Genomic DNA, 17,031 nt, shown 5'->3' with positions numbered 1-17,031 from the left:
GTCTGCTGCTACCGCCAGGGTGCCGGGCTGTCGCCTGATGCCGGCGCTCATCTGACCGGGTGGCCATGCTTGGGTAACAAAATCGATTAATGCGCTTATCAGGATGGGCGCAGAATACCATCGCCGCCCGGAGGCTCGATAGAACGCGATCGGCTTTTCGTGGCGATGGTTGACGTGAGTCAAGCATTGGAAGATAGCGACTTCGATGCCGCTTGCTGCCCGGGAAAAGTCGCTGTTTAATGACGGCCAAGAGTGGCCTGTCAGCCATTAGCCCAATAGGGAGAGCACTATGAGAACCATTCCGCAGGCAGCGCTGGCCGCTGCCATCATGTTGAGCACCGCCGCGCTTTCCGGTACCGTCGTGGCAGACGGCGATCCGGAAGCCGGAGAGGGGAAAGTGGCTGCCTGTGCCGCCTGCCACGGCCAGGACGGCATGGCCTCGGCCGACACCTATCCCAACCTGGCCGGCCAGTCGGCTACCTACCTGAAAAGCGCGCTGACGGCCTACCGCGAAGGCAACCGCAAGGGCGGCATGTCCTCGGTCATGGAGCCTCAGGCAGCGAGTTTGTCGGACGAGGATATCGCCGATATCGCCGCGTACTACAGCCAGCAACAACCGGACTGCGCCAGCGCCGACGACGAGGGCTGAGGCCGGGCTGTCCCGCGGCTGCCAACGTCCGTGGGGCGGCGATATTAGCTACCAATCGATGCCAGAAAGCGCCAGTTTGGCGAAGCTGGCGTTTTCCATGCTCGCCTGCCTGCCGGGCAGGCTCTCCTTGGCTTACGCCCGTCGCCTTGCGACACGGCCGTATCAAAGATGCTTCAGCTGCGACTCGCTGCGGCCAGTACATGGCGAAGCGAGCTGGCGCTCTTCTCCTGCCTTCACTCTCCTGCTTGCTCTTCGCAATATTATATAAAGTTGAAAGTTGACCCTCATTTAAATAATGAAGTGGGGTCAATATATCTATATCAGGGAGTTTGTTGAACTCCCTTTTTTTGTGTGATATCAATTTATCTTTATCGCCATTAGAAGTTAAGGTAATTGAATGTCCGGAAGGAGTTCTTTATAGTAGCTTCCTTTGTTAGGGCGAGTTTGTGGTTTCTTGACATCTTTTCGCCCTTATGAAATATTTCGGCTTTTTTTAGATGTCGGCACAAATGCTAATTATTGTGTCTATTAATTTATGCTGTCTTGAAGAAGGTTTGGTGAATGAAAGAAGTGAAATGTTCAGCAGTTAAAGCAGGAATTACTCGCCGCTCTTTTCTGGGGATGGGGGGCGCGTTAGGCGTCGCTGCCACCTCGGCCGGCTCCCTTGTTCTTCCTGCTTTCGCCAGCGAAACGGCTACCCCGGCGCGCGGCGGGCACTTCCGTCTAGGGCTTTCACGCGGCTCCACCAGCGATACTCTGAATCCGGCGCACTTCGCTGATGTCTTCATGCAAAGCCTTGGCTTTGCCATTCATAACTATCTCACCGAGATTGATGAGGAAGGTCAGCTCAAGGGCGAGCTGGCTGAAAGCTGGGAGCCCAGTAAAGATGCCAAACAGTGGGTTTTCCAGCTGCGTGAAGGGGTAACTTTCCATGATGGCCGTTCTTTAACCTCTGAAGACGTTGTCGCTTCCTTTAATCATCACCGCGGCGACGATTCAACTTCAGCCGCCAAGGGTATGGTGGATCCGATTGAAAGTATTACTACGGATGGTCCACATAAAGTTGTGTTTACCCTGAAAGAAGGTAATGCTGACTTTGCCTACATTACCTCCGACTACCATTTGGCCATTCTTCCTTCAAATGAAGGAAAGATTGATCCCGCTTCGGGTATTGGCTGCGGTGGTTTTAAACTAAAAAGTTTTGAACCCGGCGTCGAAGCCGTGGTCGAGCGCAATCCCGATTACTGGAAGTCCGATCGGGCCTGGTTTGACAGCGTCAGCTTCTTGTCCATTACCGATGAAGCTGCGCGGACCAATGCGCTGCGGACCGGTCAGATCGATGCCATGGACAGAGTCGATCTGAAAACCGTCAATCTGCTGGAAATGGATCCTGATATTCAGGTGAATACGGTAGAAAGCGATCAGATCTATTACTTTCCCATGAACGTCCAGGCCAAGCCTTTTGACGACAACAACGTGCGTTTGGCGCTCAAGCATGCGGTCGACCGGGAGGATATGGTCGAGCGGGTGCTCAAGGGCTATGGTCGGGTCGCCAACGACCATCCAATCGGCGGCTCCTATCGTTACTTTGCCGATCTGCCCCAGCGCCAGTATGACCCTGACAAGGCGCGCCACTATTTGAAAAAGGCCGGCTACGATTCGCTGAATCTCGATCTGAGCACGTCGGATGCGGTCTTTACCGGTGCGGTCGACGCGGCCGTGCTTTACAAGGAGCATGCGGCTGACGCCGGGATCAATATCAATGTCATCCGCGAACCGGCAGACGGCTACTGGGAAAACGTCTGGATGAAGCGTCCCTGGTGCATGTCCTATTCAAGCCCCCGGGGGACGGCAGACTGGTTCTTCTCTCAGTATTTTGCAGGCGATGCCAGCTGGAACGATACTAACTGGAACAACGATCGCTTCAATCATTTGCTGAACGAAGCGCGCTCGGAGCTTGACGAAGAGCGCCGGGCGCAGATGTACGCGGAAATGCAGTCGTTGATCCATGAGCAGGGCGGCCGGGTATCGCCGATGTTTTCCAGCTATGTCAGCGCGGCCAATAGAAAGGTCGGACACGGACGCATCGGTACCAACCGCGACATGGACGGTAATCGGATCGCGGAACGCTGGTGGTTCAAGGGCTGATCATGGATAAGTTATTGCTGACAGTTGCCAAGCGAGTGGGGCTTGGCCTGATTACCCTGTGGATCATATCGCTGCTGATCTTTCTGGCGGTCGAAATGCTGCCGGGCGATATCGCAACGGAAATCCTCGGTCAGATGGCAACGCCGGAAACGGTGGCTTCCATTCGCGAAAAGCTGGGTCTCGAGCAGCCGCTTCATGTTCGCTATTGGGATTGGATGCTGGGCATTTTCCAGGGGGATTTCGGCCAGTCGCTTGCCACTGACCGTGACGTGATGGATATGCTGGATTCCCGGCTGGTCAATACGCTTTATCTCGCCGGCTTTGCCGCGGCGGTCTCTGTTCCACTGGCGTTGGCGCTCGGCATTACCGCGGCGCTTTACCGTAACTCGGTGGTGGATCGTGCCGTGTCGATGTTTACCTTGTCCGCCATCTCCATGCCGGAGTTCTTTATTGCCTACGTGCTGATCCTGTTTGTGGCGGTTCAGCTTGGCTGGGTACCGAGCATGTCGAAGGTGGAAGTGGGCATGCCCTTTTGGGAACGGCTGCACATGACGCTGCTGCCCGCGCTGGCGCTGACCTTTGTCACCTGTGCTCACATGATGCGCATGACGCGAGCCGCACTGATCAATCTGCTATCGAGCTCTTATATAGAGATGGCCCGGCTCAAGGGCCTTGGCGCCTGGCAAGTGATTATCCATCATGCCCTGCCGAATGCCTGGGCACCTATCGTCAACGTGATTGCCATGAACCTGGCCTACCTGATCACCGGCGTTGTAGTGGTGGAAATAGTGTTTGTGTACCCGGGGCTTGGCCAGCTGATGGTTGATTCGGTTTCCAAGCGGGATTTGCCGGTAGTGCAGGCGGCGAGCCTGATTTTTGCGGCCACCTATATTCTTTTCAACCTCGTTGCTGACGTGATTGCCATTGTCAGTAACCCCAAGTTATTGCACCCAAAATGACACATACTGCGTATTCCCCCACCGAAGGGTCCGGGGCCGCGCCACCGTTGCCGCGGCCGTCTCTGGGCTTCAGGCTGTATCGCTCGCTGGCAGAAGCGCCACTGACAGGCCAGATCAGCCTGCTCATTATTCTCTTTTACCTGTTTGTGATTGTTCTGGCGCCGTGGCTTGCGCCCTATGGCGAAGCTACTGTCGTGGGCGGGGCGTTCGAGCCCTGGGGCAGCTCCTATCTCCTGGGTACCGACAGTCTCGGACGGGATATTTTCAGCCGTTTGATTTATGGCGCGCGCAACACCGTCGGCATGACCTTTCTCATCACCGTCCTGACGTTTGTGCTGGGTTCGTCGGTGGGCATTGTGGCGGCGGTTCTCGGCGGCTGGGTCGATCAGATTCTATCCCGTGTTGTCGACATCCTGATGTCCATTCCGCTGCTGATATTTGCGCTACTGCTGCTAATGATCTTTGGTAGCTCGATCCCGGCGATGATACTGATCGTCTCCTTTCTGGAATCGACGCGTGTTTTCCGGCTTGCCCGGGCAGTCAGCATGAACGTGGTGGTAATGGACTATGTCGAAGCCGCTCGGCTGCGGGGTGAAGGGCTATTGTGGATCGTTCGCCGAGAAGTCCTGCCCAATATCCTGGCGCCGCTGTTTGCCGAATTCGGGCTGCGCTTCTGCTTTATCTTTCTGCTGGTCAGCTCGCTGAGCTTCCTCGGACTGGGCCTTCAGCCGCCAACGGCAGACTGGGGGGCCATGGTGCGTGAAAATGCCATGCTGATTACCTTTGGCAAGTTCACGCCGCTATTACCCGCCGCCGCGATCGCCGTATTGACGATTTCCGTCAACCTGGTTGTGGACTGGTTTTTGAACAAGGCAAGCGGGCTTTCAAAATGACGCATGGCAACAGCAAGACAACGGATAACGACATTCTGCAAATCCGCCACCTGGTGATCGAAACGGATAGCAAAAAGAACCCCAGGCAGCTGGTCAAAGGCGTGAGCCTCGGCTTGCATCGCGGCGAGGTGCTGGGGGTTATCGGCGAATCCGGGGCGGGTAAATCCACCATCGGTCTGGCGAGCCTTGGCTATGCCCGCGACGGCTGCGTGATCGCCGGGGGCGAGGTCATATTCAACGGGGTTGATCTCCTTCAGCTCTCCGAACGGGAAAAGCGCGCATATCGAGGTCGCCATATTGCCTACGTTGCCCAGAGTGCGGCGGCGGCTTTTAATCCGGCCCACAGGCTGATCGATCAGTATGTGGAAGCGGCGGTCTACCACGGGGTGTGTAGCGCAGCAGAGGCTCGGGCGGAGGCGGTTGAACTATACCGGGAAATGGGGCTGCCGGAACCCGAAACGTTTGGCCAGCGCTATCCGCATCAGGTATCCGGGGGCCAGCTGCAGCGTGCCATGGTGGCAACCGCGATGGCCTGCCGGCCGGATATTCTGGTGTTCGACGAACCCACCACGGCGCTTGACGTCACGACGCAGATTGAAGTGCTGGCGGCTATCAGGGCGACTATCCGCCTGCACAATACGGCCGCTTTGTATATTACTCACGATCTGGCCGTGGTGGCCCAGCTGGCCAACCGCATTATGGTATTGCGCAACGGCGAGCTGGTTGAAGAGGGTGATACCCGGGCCCTGCTGGAAGCGCCAGCGGAGGACTACACCCGCCAGCTGGTGAGTGTGCGTCACCTGCACAAGGAGGCCTCGCCGGCCGGGACACCGGTCATGACGCTGAGTGGTCTATCGGCCGAATACAAGCGAGGCGTGCCGGTGCTGAACGATGTCTCGTTGCAGGTGGACCTGGGCCGGACGGTGGCCATTGTCGGGGAGTCCGGGTCTGGAAAGAGCACGCTTGCCCGGGTGGTGACCGGCCTGTTGCCGCCAGTCGAAGGGAGCGTGAAACTGCACGAAGCGCCGCTGTCGCCCCAGCTTAAGCATCGGGACAAAGACACCTTGCGCCGGCTGCAGATGATATATCAGCTCCCGGATACCGCGCTCAACCCCCGCCAGAAGGTCGAAGAGATCATTGGTCGTCCGCTGCAGTTTTATCTGGGCCTTCAGGGGTCGGATAAGCAGCAGAGGATCGAAGAGCTATTGGCCATGACGTACCTGGATAGTTCTTTCATGGAAAGCTATCCGTGGCAGCTCTCCGGCGGGCAGAAACAAAGGGTGTGTATTGCCCGGGCGCTGGCCGCTAATCCGGATATTATCATCTGCGACGAGGTAACTTCGGCGCTGGACCAGATCGTGGGCGAGCAAATTCTGTCTTTGCTGATGGAGCTGCAGCGGGACTTGAACATGTCTTATCTGTTCATCACCCATGATCTGGCCACGGTGGATGCCATCGCAGACGAGGTCGTGGTCATGCAGCACGGCCGAGTGGTCGAGCAGGGGGCGAAGCAGGATGTGTTTACGCCTCCGCACGTCGACTATACCCAGCGGCTGCTCAACTCGGTGCCGGATATGGACCCTGCCTGGCTGGATCGTGTCCTGGCGGCTGACTAACGAGAGGCCCTGGCCTTGTTGATGAGCCAGGCGCGTATCTTGTCGATCGCTTGCGTGGACGGCTTTTGCGTATCGCGGAGCAGCCAGTGACCGCTCTCGGTTCGCAGCTCGATGTCGGAAAGGCGGACCAGTTCGCCTTCCCGAAGCGTCGCTCGGATCAATGACAGGGGAGCGAGCAGCAGACCGCCGCCGGCCTTGGCCGCTTCCAGCGCGAGAATAAAGCTGTCAAACCGCAGCACCGGGTTGGATAGCGGAGCAATACCGGCGTGGGCACACCAGTCTGACCACCCTGCTCGCGCGCCGGCAAGGGCGATGACCGGGAGGTTACGCCAGTCACCCGTACTGTTTGCCAATGCCGGTGCGCATACCGGTACCAGCACGTCCTCAAGCAGCAGCGTTGCCTCCGTGCCGGGCCAGGGCCCGTTGCCGTAGCGAATTTCAAGGTCGGCATCTTCGACGGTGTAATCCACCGGCCGCTGAATGCTGACGATGGACAGGTTGATTCTGTCGTCCAGCCGGCGCAGCTCGGGCAGTAAAGGCGCAATCCACGCAGCCACGAAAGACACCGGGCTGGAAAGCGAGACGGACTGCGACTGGTCGTGAGCAAACAGGTCCCGGGTGGAAGCGGCGATGGTCTGAAAAGCCGAGCGGACGTGGGGCAGATAAGCAGCGCCGTCAAGCGTCAGTTCCACGCCTCGGGGCAGGCGCTGGAACAGCTCGGTTGCCAGGTGCAACTCCAGGTTGCGGATCTGTTGGCTGATGGTCGCCTGGGTTCGGCTAAGCTCCGTCGAGGCCAGGGTAAAGCTTTCCAGCCGGGCTGCCGCCTCAAAGGCCTGGAGCCAGTTGAGGGGCGGGATGTGCTGGTTGGTGTCAGGGGACGTCATGGCACCTCCTATAGATATTTTATCGTCAAAGGGGTAAAAACGATTATTTTTTTTAGGTCAAAAAGACAAATATCATGACCTGGATCAATTGGCAAATGGAGTCATCATAGATGTTGAGCGTGGACAGTGTTCAATCCCTGAAGCGGGATGAAGGCATTGAGGTGGTATGGGAAAACGAAAGCCGGGCGCGCTTTCATGCGGTTTGGCTGCGGGACCATGCCCCCGACAAGGACACTCTGGCACCGGGAAACGGCCAAAGGCTCATCCGGGTTCAGGATATTCCTGCCGACGTGCGGATTGAGGCTGTATCGCGTAAAGATGACGGGAAAATCAGCGTGACCTTCGGCCCCGAAAACAAGACCGTAGCGTTTGATGCCGACTGGCTGTGGGCGAATCGTTATGATCGGCCGGAGTTGGCCAGTCGGGCGCCGGGGTGGACGCGCAAGGAAGTCGTACGCTGGGGATCCGAGCTGGAGCCGGAGCTACCCGTTGAAAGCTTTGAAAAAGCGCGCGAGCAGGGTGTCGAGCTCTACCGCTGGCTGCGGGATGTAGACCGCTATGGCGTGGCCAAGATGGTCGATATGCCGGTCGAAAGCGGGGCCATTTGTCAGGTGGTGGACCTTTTCGGGTTTGTTCGTGAAACAAACTATGGCCGCTACTTTGAAGTTCGCACCGAAGTCAACCCGGTGAACCTGGCCTATACCGGCCTGGGGTTGCAGGTTCATACGGACAACCCTTACCGCGATCCGGTACCGACGCTGCAGCTGCTGTCCTGCCTGGACAACTCCGTCGAAGGCGGTGACTCCGTGGTGGTTGACGCTTTCAAGGCCGTCGAAGTGCTGCGTGAGGAAGCGCCGCAGAAATTCGATCTGCTGGCCGGTTATCCCGCCTGCTATACCTATGCGGGGGCGGCAGACGTTTACCTCGCCTCGAAGCGGCCAATGATCGAGCTGGGCCCGGATGGTGAGCTGAAGGCGGTACGCTTCAATAACCGCTCCATCGGGCCATTAACCGAGATCCCCTTCGACAAGATGGCGGCCTATTACGACGCCTACCGGCATCTGGCGGAAATCGTCGAGCGTGCCGAGCTGCAGGTTACCTTCAAGCTGAAGCCCGGTGAGCTGTTTATCGTCGACAATACGCGCGTGCTGCACGGGCGAGTTGCCTACGAGGGGTCAGGTTCCCGCTGGCTTCAGGGCTGCTATGCGGATACGGACAGCCTGCGCTCAAAACTTGCGACGTTGCACCAGGAGTGGGGATAAACGCCATGAGTTTCGAATCGCTTAACGCCGATAATATCGTTGAGTTCATTGCCGATATTTTTTCCCGGCGCGGTGGAGACTCCTATCTGGGGGAGGACGTCACCATGTCGGAGCATATGCTTCAGAGTGCTCGGCTGGCGGAAAAGGCCAAGGCACCGGACACGCTGGTTGCTGCGGCTTTGCTACATGATATCGGCCATTACACCAGCGAGTTTCCCGAAGAGTCACTGGAGCAGGGCCAGGATAACTACCACGAAACCTCTGGTGCTCGTGTACTGCAAGATTTTTTTCCGGAGTCGGTTATCCAGCCTATCGAGCTTCATGTGGCCGCCAAGCGCTACCTGTGTGCCACAAGTGACGACTACTTTTCGCGCCTGTCACCGGCCTCTGTCAACTCGCTCAACGTTCAGGGCGGCCCCATGAGTCGGGAAGAAGTCGAGGAGTTTGAAAAAAATACTTATTATAAAGATGCGCTCAGGCTGCGCGTATGGGACGATGAAGGCAAGGATGCCAACATGGAAACGCCCCCGTTCAGCCACTATATGCCCCTGTTGAAAGGCCTTGTTCAGGAGCATGCCGGGAAGAAAGCCTGATAGACGGGCCTGAATGCTATAACGCAATAAGTCAGAAACGCTATTGCATCTCAAGGGACGCAATAGCGTTTTTTTGTGGAGGTTTTGATGGAGCCAACGGTTGTTGGCCTGGTGCTGATGGCTGCCGTCATGCACGCAGGCTGGAATACCCTTGTCAAAGTAGGGGGCGAACCGGCCATTCGGCTAGCCATTACAAACGGTTTTTCAGCGCTGGTAGTGCTTCCGCTGGTCTTCTTTCTGGAGCTGCCTGCCCCTGAAAGCTGGCCGTATCTGCTGACGTCGTTGGGCGTGCATATCTTTTATTATTCCTTTCTCTCCTTGAGCTACCGTACGGCCGATCTATCGCTGATTTATCCCATCGCGCGCGGAGCGGCGCCGCCTTTTGTAGCCATTGGGGCCTTTCTGCTGGCAGGAGAAACGCTAACTTTTCTGGGTGTTGTCAGTATCGGTATTATTTCCATGGCGATCTGCATGCTGGCGCTGCACCCCTCCATCCTGCGTACCAGCGGAAAGGCCGTGGTGTGTGCCTTTGTGACTGCCTTGTCTATTGCCACCTACACTGTTGTCGATGGTACGGGTGCGAGACTGTCGGGTAATGCGCTGAGCTATGTGTCGTGGCTTTTTGTCATAGACGGCGTCGGCTTTATGGCCGTTATATTCATCCTTAAACAAGGTGCGCTGAAGACACAGCTAGTGGAAAACTGGAAGCAGGGGCTGATGAGCGGCGTGCTGCATGTCGGCTCCTATGGCCTGGTGGTATGGGCCATGGTCATAACGCCGATGACCTATGTCTCGGCGCTTCGTGAAACGAGCGTTATCATCGCTGCCCTGATTGGCACAAAGTTACTCAACGAGCCGTTTGGAGCCCGTCGAATAGTGTCGGCATGCCTTATTGTGATAGGCATTGTGCTACTCCAGAAAAGCGGAATGTCCTGAAAAGGCCGAGAGTATAACCCCGAAGCTTTACGTGCGGCGAGGCACTTCCGGGATAATCTATGCCCGCTCAAAGGGCCAAGCGATGCTTATCGAATCTGGGGAAAAAGCATGGCTCAGAGGCTGCCGATGCACACGTATTTGAGCTCTGTGAATTCTTCCAGGCCGTAGCGGGAGCCTTCCCGACCCAGGCCGGATTCCTTGACACCGCCGAACGGGGCCAGCTCGGTAGAAAGGTGCCCCTCGTTGACGGCCACCATGCCGTATTCCAGACTCTCCGAGACGTGCCAGATGCGCCGGTAATCCCGAGCGTAGAAATAGGCCGCCAGACCAAACTCGGTGGCGTTGGCCAGGGCGACAGCCTCTTCTTCAGTGGTAAAGCGGAACACCGGCGCCAGCGGACCAAAGGTTTCTTCCCGGGCAACGCGCATGTCCGGGGTCGCATCCGCAATGACCGTCGGCTCGAAAAAGGTGCCGCCCAGGGCGTGGGTCTTGCCGCCGCAGACCAGGCGGCCGCCTTTATCCAGGGCGTCGCCGATGTGCGTCTGGACCTTCTCCACGGCCGCCTGGTTGATCAACGGCCCCTGAACCACGCCATCCTCCATTCCGTTGCCTACCTTGAGCGCCTTGACCCGGGTGGCCAGCTTCTCAAGGAAAGTCTCATAGACGTTATCCTGCACCAGAAAGCGGTTGGTGCAGACGCAGGTCTGGCCGGTGTTGCGGTACTTGGAGAGCAGGGCCCCCTCTACCGCAGCGTCAATATCGGCGTCGTCGAACACGATGAAGGGGGCGTTGCCGCCGAGTTCCATGGAGGCTTTCTTGACGGTATCGGCGCACTGGGCAAGCAGCTTTTTGCCAACGGGGGTTGAGCCGGTGAAGGAGATTTTGCGGACTCGCGCATCGGTACTCAGGACTTCACCGATTTCAGCCCCGGTGGAAGCGGTAATAACGTTGAGCACGCCGGCGGGCAAGCCGGCCTCTTCGGCCAGCTTGGCCAGTGCCAGGGCTGTCAGGGGAGTCGCCTCTGCCGGCTTGATCACTACGCTGCAGCCGGCCGCCAGGGCCGGCGCGCACTTGCGGGTAATCATCGCCAGGGGAAAATTCCAGGGCGTAATGGCCGTGACAACGCCGACGGGTTCGCGAAATACCAGGATGCGTTTATCGGCCCCGTGGCCGGGCAAGGTTTCCCCGGCGATCCGCTTGGCTTCTTCGGCAAAATACTCGACGAAGCTTGCGCCGTAGGCGACCTCCCCGCGTGACTCGGCCAGCGGCTTTCCCTGCTCCAGCGTCATCAGCTGCGCGAGCTCTTCCTGGTGTGCCATGATGGCCTCGAACCAGCGACGCAGCAGAGCCGCGCGCTCTTTGGCGGCTTTTTTACGCCAGCCGGCAAACGCTCGATCTGCAGCGGCAATCGCTTCCCGGGCGTCTTCAGCGCCCATATCCGGCACCTGGGCAAGCGTTTCGTGCGTTGCCGGGTTGGCCACCGCAAAATGACGTGCGCTGTCATGCCATTGACCGTCGATGTACGCCTTGGTCATCAGTAGCTGTGCGTAGGGCATGGTGTTTCCTTGTGATGTCTAGCTGGCTGGATGGGCCGTCGTCCGGCAAGCGGCGCGGAGCGGTGCGGGGGTCAGGCTTGGTCAGCCGTCGAGACGCCTTCCTGACAGAGATCGGCAATGGCGTCTGCAGCGCGCCTGAGAGCCGGCAGGCAGGCGAGTGCCTGGTCGTGATTAAAGCGCATGATCGGCCCCTGAACGGCCACGCCAATGTTGGATACCCCGCTGGGCTTTGAGGCGAGCACGGCGATGCACAAAAGGCCGGGTAAAAATTCTTCGTTATCAAAGGAGTAGCCGTGCTGCTTGACGTGCTGAATTTCTTCTTCCAGCGCTTGGCGATCGGTGAGCGTATTGGCGGTGAAGCGCTCAAGCGGCAGATCGCACAGCAGACGGCGACGCTGTGCCGGCGTCATTTGCGCCAGGAAAAGCTTGCCGCTGGCAGAGCAGTGAACGGGGACGCGCGACCCTGGCTGCAAATAAAAGCGCAGCGGCGCCGAGGTTTCCACGCGGTCGAGGTAGAGGACTTCGCCGTGCGACAGGGCGGTAATATTGCAGCTTTCGCCGATTTCCTCGGCCAGCGAGCTCAAGATGGCGTGGCGCGTGCCGCGCAGGGTGTCGTTTAGCAGCAGGTTTTCCGCCAGCTGCTGCAAGCGCCTGCCGTGGCTGTAGTGGCGGCCGTCAGCTTCTCGCTGCAGCATTCCCGAGCTTTCCAGCTGCTGCAGCATGCGGTGCAGAGTCGGCTTGGGCATGTGGGTCTCCTCCACCATGCTCTGCAACGTAAAGAACTGATCTTTCTCGGATATTACCTCAAGCAGCGTTAGCAGCCGTTGCGCTGGGGTATCGCCTTCCAGGCGGCTCGCCTCAGATTTTGTGGTGCTCATAGCAGATTCCTCTTATATGGCAGAAGTATGTTCCATTCCGGAAAATAAATCAATTTGAATAAAATTACGGAATTCCTGTTGACGTTGCGCCGAGTAACGTCTAGATTTCAAGTTATTCCGTTTTCCGGAATTCAACATACAATAAAATGAATTTTTCAGGCGAGAGCCTCGGTACTGATCCGGAGATGTTTCATGAGCACGCAGAACCCCACAGATAACCGCCAGGTTGTTGAAGGCAAGCAGAAGATGACGCCTTCCGAGGCGTTTGTTGAAACGCTGGTGGCCAACGGCGTTACCGATATTTTTGGCATCATGGGCTCGGCCTTCATGGACGCCATGGATATTTTTGCCCCCGCCGGCATCCGCCTGATTCCGGTGGTGCACGAGCAGGGCTCGGCCCATATGGCCGACGGCTATGCCCGGGTATCCGGTCGCCACGGCGTGCTGATCGGCCAAAATGGCCCCGGCGTTTCCAACAGCGTTACCGGCATTGCTGCGGCATACTGGGCGCACAGCCCGGTGGTCGCCATCACGCCGGAAACCGGCACCATGGGTATCGGGCTGGGCGGTTTCCAGGAGTGTAACCAGCTGCCGATGTTCCAGGAATTCGTCAAGTATCAGGGGCATGTGACGCATCCGGCGCGCATGGCCGAATACACGGGCCGCTGCTTTGAGCGGGCGATGACGGAAATCGGGCCTACCCAGCTCAATATTCCTCGCGACTACTTCTACGGTGAGATTGAAGCCGAGATCCCCCGGCCGCTGGAGCTCGACCGCGGCCCCGGCGGACCCAAGAGCCTGGACGAAGCCGCCGAGCTTCTCGCCGAGGCGCGCTTCCCGGTCATCGTTTCCGGTGGCGGTGTGGTGATGGCGGACGGCGTTGATGCCTGCAAGGCACTTGCCGAGCGGCTGGGCGCACCCGTCGTCAACAGCTACCAGCATAACGACTCCTTCCCGGCCAGCCATCCGCTGTGGTGCGGCCCCCTTGGCTATCAGGGGTCGAAGGCCGGCATGAAGCTGATCGCCGACGCTGACGTTGTCCTCGCTCTGGGTACTCGTCTTGGGCCCTTCGGCACGCTGCCCCAGCACGGCATGGATTACTGGCCGAAGAATGCCAAGATCATCCAGGTGGACGCCGATCACAAGATGCTCGGCCTGGTGAAGAAGATTGCCGTCGGCATTTGCGGCGATGCCCGGGAAGCGGCCGATGCGCTGACCGAGCGTCTGCAGGAGCGTAACCTGGCATGCGATTCCACTCGCGACGAGCGCGCCGAGCGCATCGCCAGCGAGAAGGAAGCCTGGGAAAAAGAGCTGGACGAGTGGACTCACGAAGACGATCCCTACAGCCTTGACGCCATCGATGAAGCCAAGGGTGAAACGCCCTTCTCCGGCGGTGCTTACCTGCATCCACGCCAGGTGTTGCGGGAGCTGGAGAAAGCCATGCCGGAAGACAAGATGGTGTCTACCGACATCGGCAATATCAACGCGGTAGCCCACAGCTATCTGCGCTTTGAAAAGCCCCGCAGCTTCTTTGCACCCATGAGCTTCGGCAACTGCGGGTATGCGCTGCCCACCATCATCGGTGCCAAGGCTGCGGCTCCCGAGCGCCCGGCTATTGCCTACGCCGGTGACGGCGCCTGGGCCATGAGCATGACCGAAATCATGACCGCGGTACGTCACGATATTCCGGTCACCGCCGTGGTATTCCACAACCGCCAGTGGGGTGCCGAGAAGAAGAACCAGGTGGAGTTCTATAACCACCGCTTCGTTGCCGGCGAGCTGGAGAACAAGAGCTTTGCGGAGATGGGACGCTCCATGGGGGCCGAAGGCATTACCGTGGACCGCCTGGAAGACGTGGGTCCGGCTCTGAAGAAGGCCGTCGACATGCAGATGAACGAAGGTAAAACCACCGTCATCGAAATCATGTGTACGCGCGAGCTGGGCGACCCCTTCCGTCGTGACGCGCTGAAAAAGCCGGTGCGTCTGCTCGAGAAGTACCAGGATTACGTATAAGGCCTAAGCGCTATTATGTCTTTACCCCCGGCCTGGCCGGGGGTTTTACGTTCTACCGCCCCGTTGGCGGTATAGGCAGGTACCATGAAAGCGTTGAATCAAATACTGGATAATGCCCGGCGGGACCCCAAGCGCATTGTGCTGTGCGAAAGCGAAGACGAGCGCGTACTGCGCGCGGCGGCCAAGGCAGCCAAGGCAGGCATTGCACGAGTCATGCTGGTAGGCGGGGAAAAAACCGTTGCCGCGGCGGCCCGGGAACATGGCGTTGACGTTTCGGCGATTGAGGTGGTGGATCCCGCTACTTCGCCGCTGACGGAAAGCCTGGCGCAGGCTCTACACGCGCTGCGCGAGAAAAAGGGCATGACCCGCGAGCAGGCCGAAACCAGCGTGCGTGAGCCGCTGTGCTTTGCTCACATGCTGGTGCGCGAAGGTCACGCTGATGGCTCCGTTGCCGGCGCGGTCAACACGACGGCCGACGTGGTGCGTAACGCCATTCAGACGCTGGGGCTGGCGCCGGGGTACTCGCTGGTATCCAGCTTCTTTCTGATGATGCTGTGCCAGCCGTTTCACCAGCCCAAGGGCGGGGTGATCTTTGCGGACTGCGGGCTGATGGTCGACCCCGACGCCGACCAGCTCTCCCAGATCGCGCTGGCGGCAGCCGACAGTGCCGAAACGCTGCTGGATGAAGCGCCCCGAGTGGCCATGCTGTCCTTTTCCACCAGCGGCAGCGCTCAGCACGATCACGTGGATCGCGTGCGTGATGCCGCCCGGGCAGTCAAGCAGCAGCGACCGGAGCTGGCCATCGATGAAGACGTGCAGCTGGACGCCGCGATTGTGCCCGACATCGCCGCGAAAAAGCTGCCGGACTCCCGCGTCAAGGGCCAGGCCAACGTGCTGGTATTTCCCAACCTGAACGCTGGCAACATCGGCTATAAAATGGCGGAGCGTATCGGCGGCGCAGACGCTATTGGCCCGCTGCTCCAGGGGCTGAACAAGCCGGCCAACGATCTGTCGCGCGGCTGTAGCGTCGACGATATCTACCACGTCATTGCCGTGACGTCGGTCCAGGCTCAGGCGAGTGACAAGCGCGCCGGCGCCAAGGGCTGACGCACCGATGGATATCGTCGCTGAGGTGCCGTGGCTGTTTTTGCTCATTGCCGGCCTGGGCGGCTATTTGCAAACGGTGACGGGCTTTGGCCTGGGGATGGTGGTCATGGGCCTGGCCGGCGGTCTGGAAGTGGCCTCGGTGGCAACGGTTGCCGCGGTGATCAGCCTGATGCTGCTCATCAACTGCGTGGTGGCGCTTCCCGGGCGCCTGCAGCACATTGAGTGGCCTTCGGCGGGGGCGGTGATGGTGGGCGTCGTGCCGAGCATTCTGGCCGGGGTGGCGATGCTGCACTATCTCAGCGATGAGGCCTCGTCAGTGCTCAGGGTCGTGCTGGGCGGGGTCATTCTTTACGGCGCCGCCGGGCTGCTGCTGAAGCCGACGCACCAGGCGCATGTGGCCAGCCCTGCCAGCTTCACCCTGTTCGGCGGCTTCTCCGGCTTTCTCGGCGGGCTTTTGGGCATCGCCGGGCCGCCGCTGATTTATCATTACTATCGCCAGCCGCTGCCCCCCGCGCGTATTCGTAACACCTTGATTCTGCTCTTTGCCGTCACGGCGGGGATGCGCACCCTGTTTATCGCCGTTCAGGGGCAGCTAAGCCTGGATATTCTGGCCCTTGTCGGCTGGTCCTTGCCGGCCGTCGTGGCGGCAACCTGGGTTGGCCGGCGCTGGCCGCCGCCGCTCTCGGCACTGGCCATGCGGCGGCTGGTGTTTGCCATGCTGATGATAATCGGTGCGTCACTGATAGCGGCCGGCCTGACGTTTTGAGGCGGTCGAGCCGCGTTGGCTACGTGGTTAAAAAGACGGCCACTGCCGCGGCAGCCACAAGGCGCGATGGGCTGCCGTCTGTTTCCTGCACGTCAAGGCCGCCGTGGCGTACCGTAACGCTTACCTCCCCGGTCGCAAACTCGGAGATAATGGCTTGCTCGTCTATGCTGTCCGGCTGCTGTACGCCAATCGTCACTTCGGTCCGCGCTTGGCGCTCATCCAGCTTGAGCGATTGAAAAAGGGCCAGCGAAGAGTGGCTCAGGGCATCGTGGACGGCGTGGCGTGCAGCCTGGGTATAGCCTTCGTGAAGGCCGGCATGGCCGCTGCCCATGGCCAGAATAAGTCGCTTCTCAGCCATTGTCGGACTCCCTCGCCAGAGAAACGGTAAGGACGGCGTTGGCGATAACGCTGGCGCCGCTGCCGTCGGGTTTGAGAATCTCGAGCCCGCCCCGAGTCAGCGTGATACGGGGTTTGCCGTAGGGAAAGACATCCGGCAGTTTCCGGGTGTCCACTTCTTCGGGGCGGGGAATGCCGAGCTGTACGTCGATCATCATCGCCTCGCGGGGAGAGTCAAAGACCTCGGCCACGCTGAGGGAGTTGTGCCACAGCGCATCGCGGATGGCCCGGACGCAGGCTGCAGTATAGTCGCGGCTGCGGATAGAGGTCCCGGTGCCGAACTGATGTACCAAGGGGGCGTTGGCCATTAGGGCCTGTTGACGTTTCATGGCAGGGGTATTGGCAGGATAGGGGCAAGCTCGCAGAATAAAGGTT

At 59.1% G+C, this 17,031-nt stretch carries 16 protein-coding genes; 11 read left to right on the top strand and 5 right to left on the bottom strand.

What is annotated here, in order from left to right:
• Positions 1–289 precede the first annotated feature (289 nt).
• The 5 genes from P1P91_RS14005 (at position 290) to P1P91_RS13985 (ending at position 6,265) form a co-directional block, all read left to right on the top strand.
• The gene (locus P1P91_RS14005) at positions 290–649 is read left to right on the top strand and encodes a c-type cytochrome (RefSeq protein WP_311883390.1); all 360 of its coding nucleotides are present in this window, start codon (positions 290–292) and stop codon (positions 647–649) included.
• Positions 650–1,210: 561 nt separating this feature from the next.
• Complete coding sequence (locus tag P1P91_RS14000) at positions 1,211–2,797, top strand: ABC transporter substrate-binding protein (RefSeq protein ID WP_311883389.1); 1,587 nt, start codon at positions 1,211–1,213, stop codon at positions 2,795–2,797.
• A 2-nt stretch (positions 2,798–2,799) separates the two neighbouring features.
• Complete coding sequence (locus tag P1P91_RS13995) at positions 2,800–3,756, top strand: ABC transporter permease (RefSeq protein ID WP_311883388.1); 957 nt, start codon at positions 2,800–2,802, stop codon at positions 3,754–3,756.
• A complete protein-coding gene (locus P1P91_RS13990) occupies positions 3,753–4,649 on the top strand; it encodes an ABC transporter permease (protein WP_311883387.1) in 897 nt (298 codons plus the stop codon). The genes P1P91_RS13995 and P1P91_RS13990 overlap by 4 nt, the downstream gene beginning before the upstream one ends.
• On the top strand, positions 4,646–6,265 hold the full coding sequence (locus tag P1P91_RS13985) for an ABC transporter ATP-binding protein (RefSeq protein ID WP_311883385.1): 1,620 nt from the start codon (positions 4,646–4,648) through the stop codon (positions 6,263–6,265). The genes P1P91_RS13990 and P1P91_RS13985 overlap by 4 nt, the downstream gene beginning before the upstream one ends.
• Here P1P91_RS13985 and P1P91_RS13980 read toward each other — a convergent pair.
• Positions 6,262–7,149 carry a LysR substrate-binding domain-containing protein gene (locus tag P1P91_RS13980; RefSeq protein WP_311883383.1) on the bottom strand — a complete coding sequence of 296 codons (888 nt, stop codon included), beginning with the start codon at positions 7,147–7,149 and terminating at the stop codon, positions 6,262–6,264. The genes P1P91_RS13985 and P1P91_RS13980 overlap by 4 nt on opposite strands.
• A 110-nt stretch (positions 7,150–7,259) precedes the next feature.
• On the opposite strand from P1P91_RS13980, the gene tmpA reads away from it, so the two are divergent.
• The 3 genes from tmpA to P1P91_RS13965 all read left to right on the top strand — a co-directional run bounded on the left by tmpA (position 7,260) and on the right by P1P91_RS13965 (position 9,940).
• Positions 7,260–8,411, top strand: a complete 1,152-nt coding sequence (gene tmpA, locus P1P91_RS13975) for a 2-trimethylaminoethylphosphonate dioxygenase (RefSeq protein WP_311883382.1) — start codon at positions 7,260–7,262, stop codon at positions 8,409–8,411.
• Between the two features lie 5 nt (positions 8,412–8,416).
• Positions 8,417–9,004, top strand: coding sequence for an HD domain-containing protein (locus P1P91_RS13970; protein ID WP_311883380.1), 588 nt, complete (start codon positions 8,417–8,419; stop codon positions 9,002–9,004).
• Between the two features lie 87 nt (positions 9,005–9,091).
• Entirely contained in the window at positions 9,092–9,940 is an 849-nt protein-coding gene (locus P1P91_RS13965; RefSeq protein WP_311883378.1) for an EamA family transporter, read from the top strand.
• Positions 9,941–10,053: 113 nt separating this feature from the next.
• On the opposite strand, the gene P1P91_RS13960 is transcribed toward P1P91_RS13965, so the two are convergent.
• The gene (locus P1P91_RS13960) at positions 10,054–11,475 is read right to left on the bottom strand and encodes an NAD-dependent succinate-semialdehyde dehydrogenase (RefSeq protein WP_311885811.1); all 1,422 of its coding nucleotides are present in this window, start codon (positions 11,473–11,475) and stop codon (positions 10,054–10,056) included.
• A 92-nt stretch (positions 11,476–11,567) separates the two neighbouring features.
• Entirely contained in the window at positions 11,568–12,374 is an 807-nt protein-coding gene (locus tag P1P91_RS13955; protein ID WP_311883377.1) for an IclR family transcriptional regulator, read from the bottom strand.
• Positions 12,375–12,566: 192 nt separating this feature from the next.
• Here P1P91_RS13955 and xsc point away from each other — a divergent pair, with 192 nt between their 5' ends.
• The 3 genes from xsc to P1P91_RS13940 all read left to right on the top strand — a co-directional run bounded on the left by xsc (position 12,567) and on the right by P1P91_RS13940 (position 16,260).
• Complete coding sequence (gene xsc / locus P1P91_RS13950; RefSeq protein WP_311883376.1) at positions 12,567–14,387, top strand: sulfoacetaldehyde acetyltransferase; 1,821 nt, start codon at positions 12,567–12,569, stop codon at positions 14,385–14,387.
• Between the two features lie 84 nt (positions 14,388–14,471).
• Positions 14,472–15,494 (top strand): phosphate acetyltransferase, encoded by a 1,023-nt coding sequence (gene pta / locus P1P91_RS13945; RefSeq protein WP_311883375.1) that lies wholly within the window; start codon positions 14,472–14,474, stop codon positions 15,492–15,494.
• Between the two features lie 7 nt (positions 15,495–15,501).
• Positions 15,502–16,260: a TSUP family transporter gene (locus P1P91_RS13940; protein ID WP_311883374.1), complete on the top strand. Its 759-nt coding sequence runs from the start codon at positions 15,502–15,504 to the stop codon at positions 16,258–16,260.
• A gap of 19 nt (positions 16,261–16,279) precedes the next feature.
• On the opposite strand, the gene P1P91_RS13935 is transcribed toward P1P91_RS13940, so the two are convergent.
• On the bottom strand, positions 16,280–16,618 hold the full coding sequence (locus tag P1P91_RS13935) for a Lin0512 family protein (protein ID WP_311883373.1): 339 nt from the start codon (positions 16,616–16,618) through the stop codon (positions 16,280–16,282).
• Positions 16,611–16,985, bottom strand: coding sequence for a Lin0512 family protein (locus P1P91_RS13930; protein ID WP_311883372.1), 375 nt, complete (start codon positions 16,983–16,985; stop codon positions 16,611–16,613). The genes P1P91_RS13935 and P1P91_RS13930 overlap by 8 nt, the downstream gene beginning before the upstream one ends.
• Positions 16,986–17,031: the final 46 nt, after the last annotated feature.

The organism is Halomonas piscis (genome assembly GCF_031886125.1).
GTDB classification, from domain to species: Bacteria; Pseudomonadota; Gammaproteobacteria; order Pseudomonadales; family Halomonadaceae; genus Vreelandella; species Vreelandella piscis.
The sequence above is the reverse complement of the archived record's forward strand: the minus strand, read 5'-3'. Positions and strand labels throughout refer to the sequence as shown.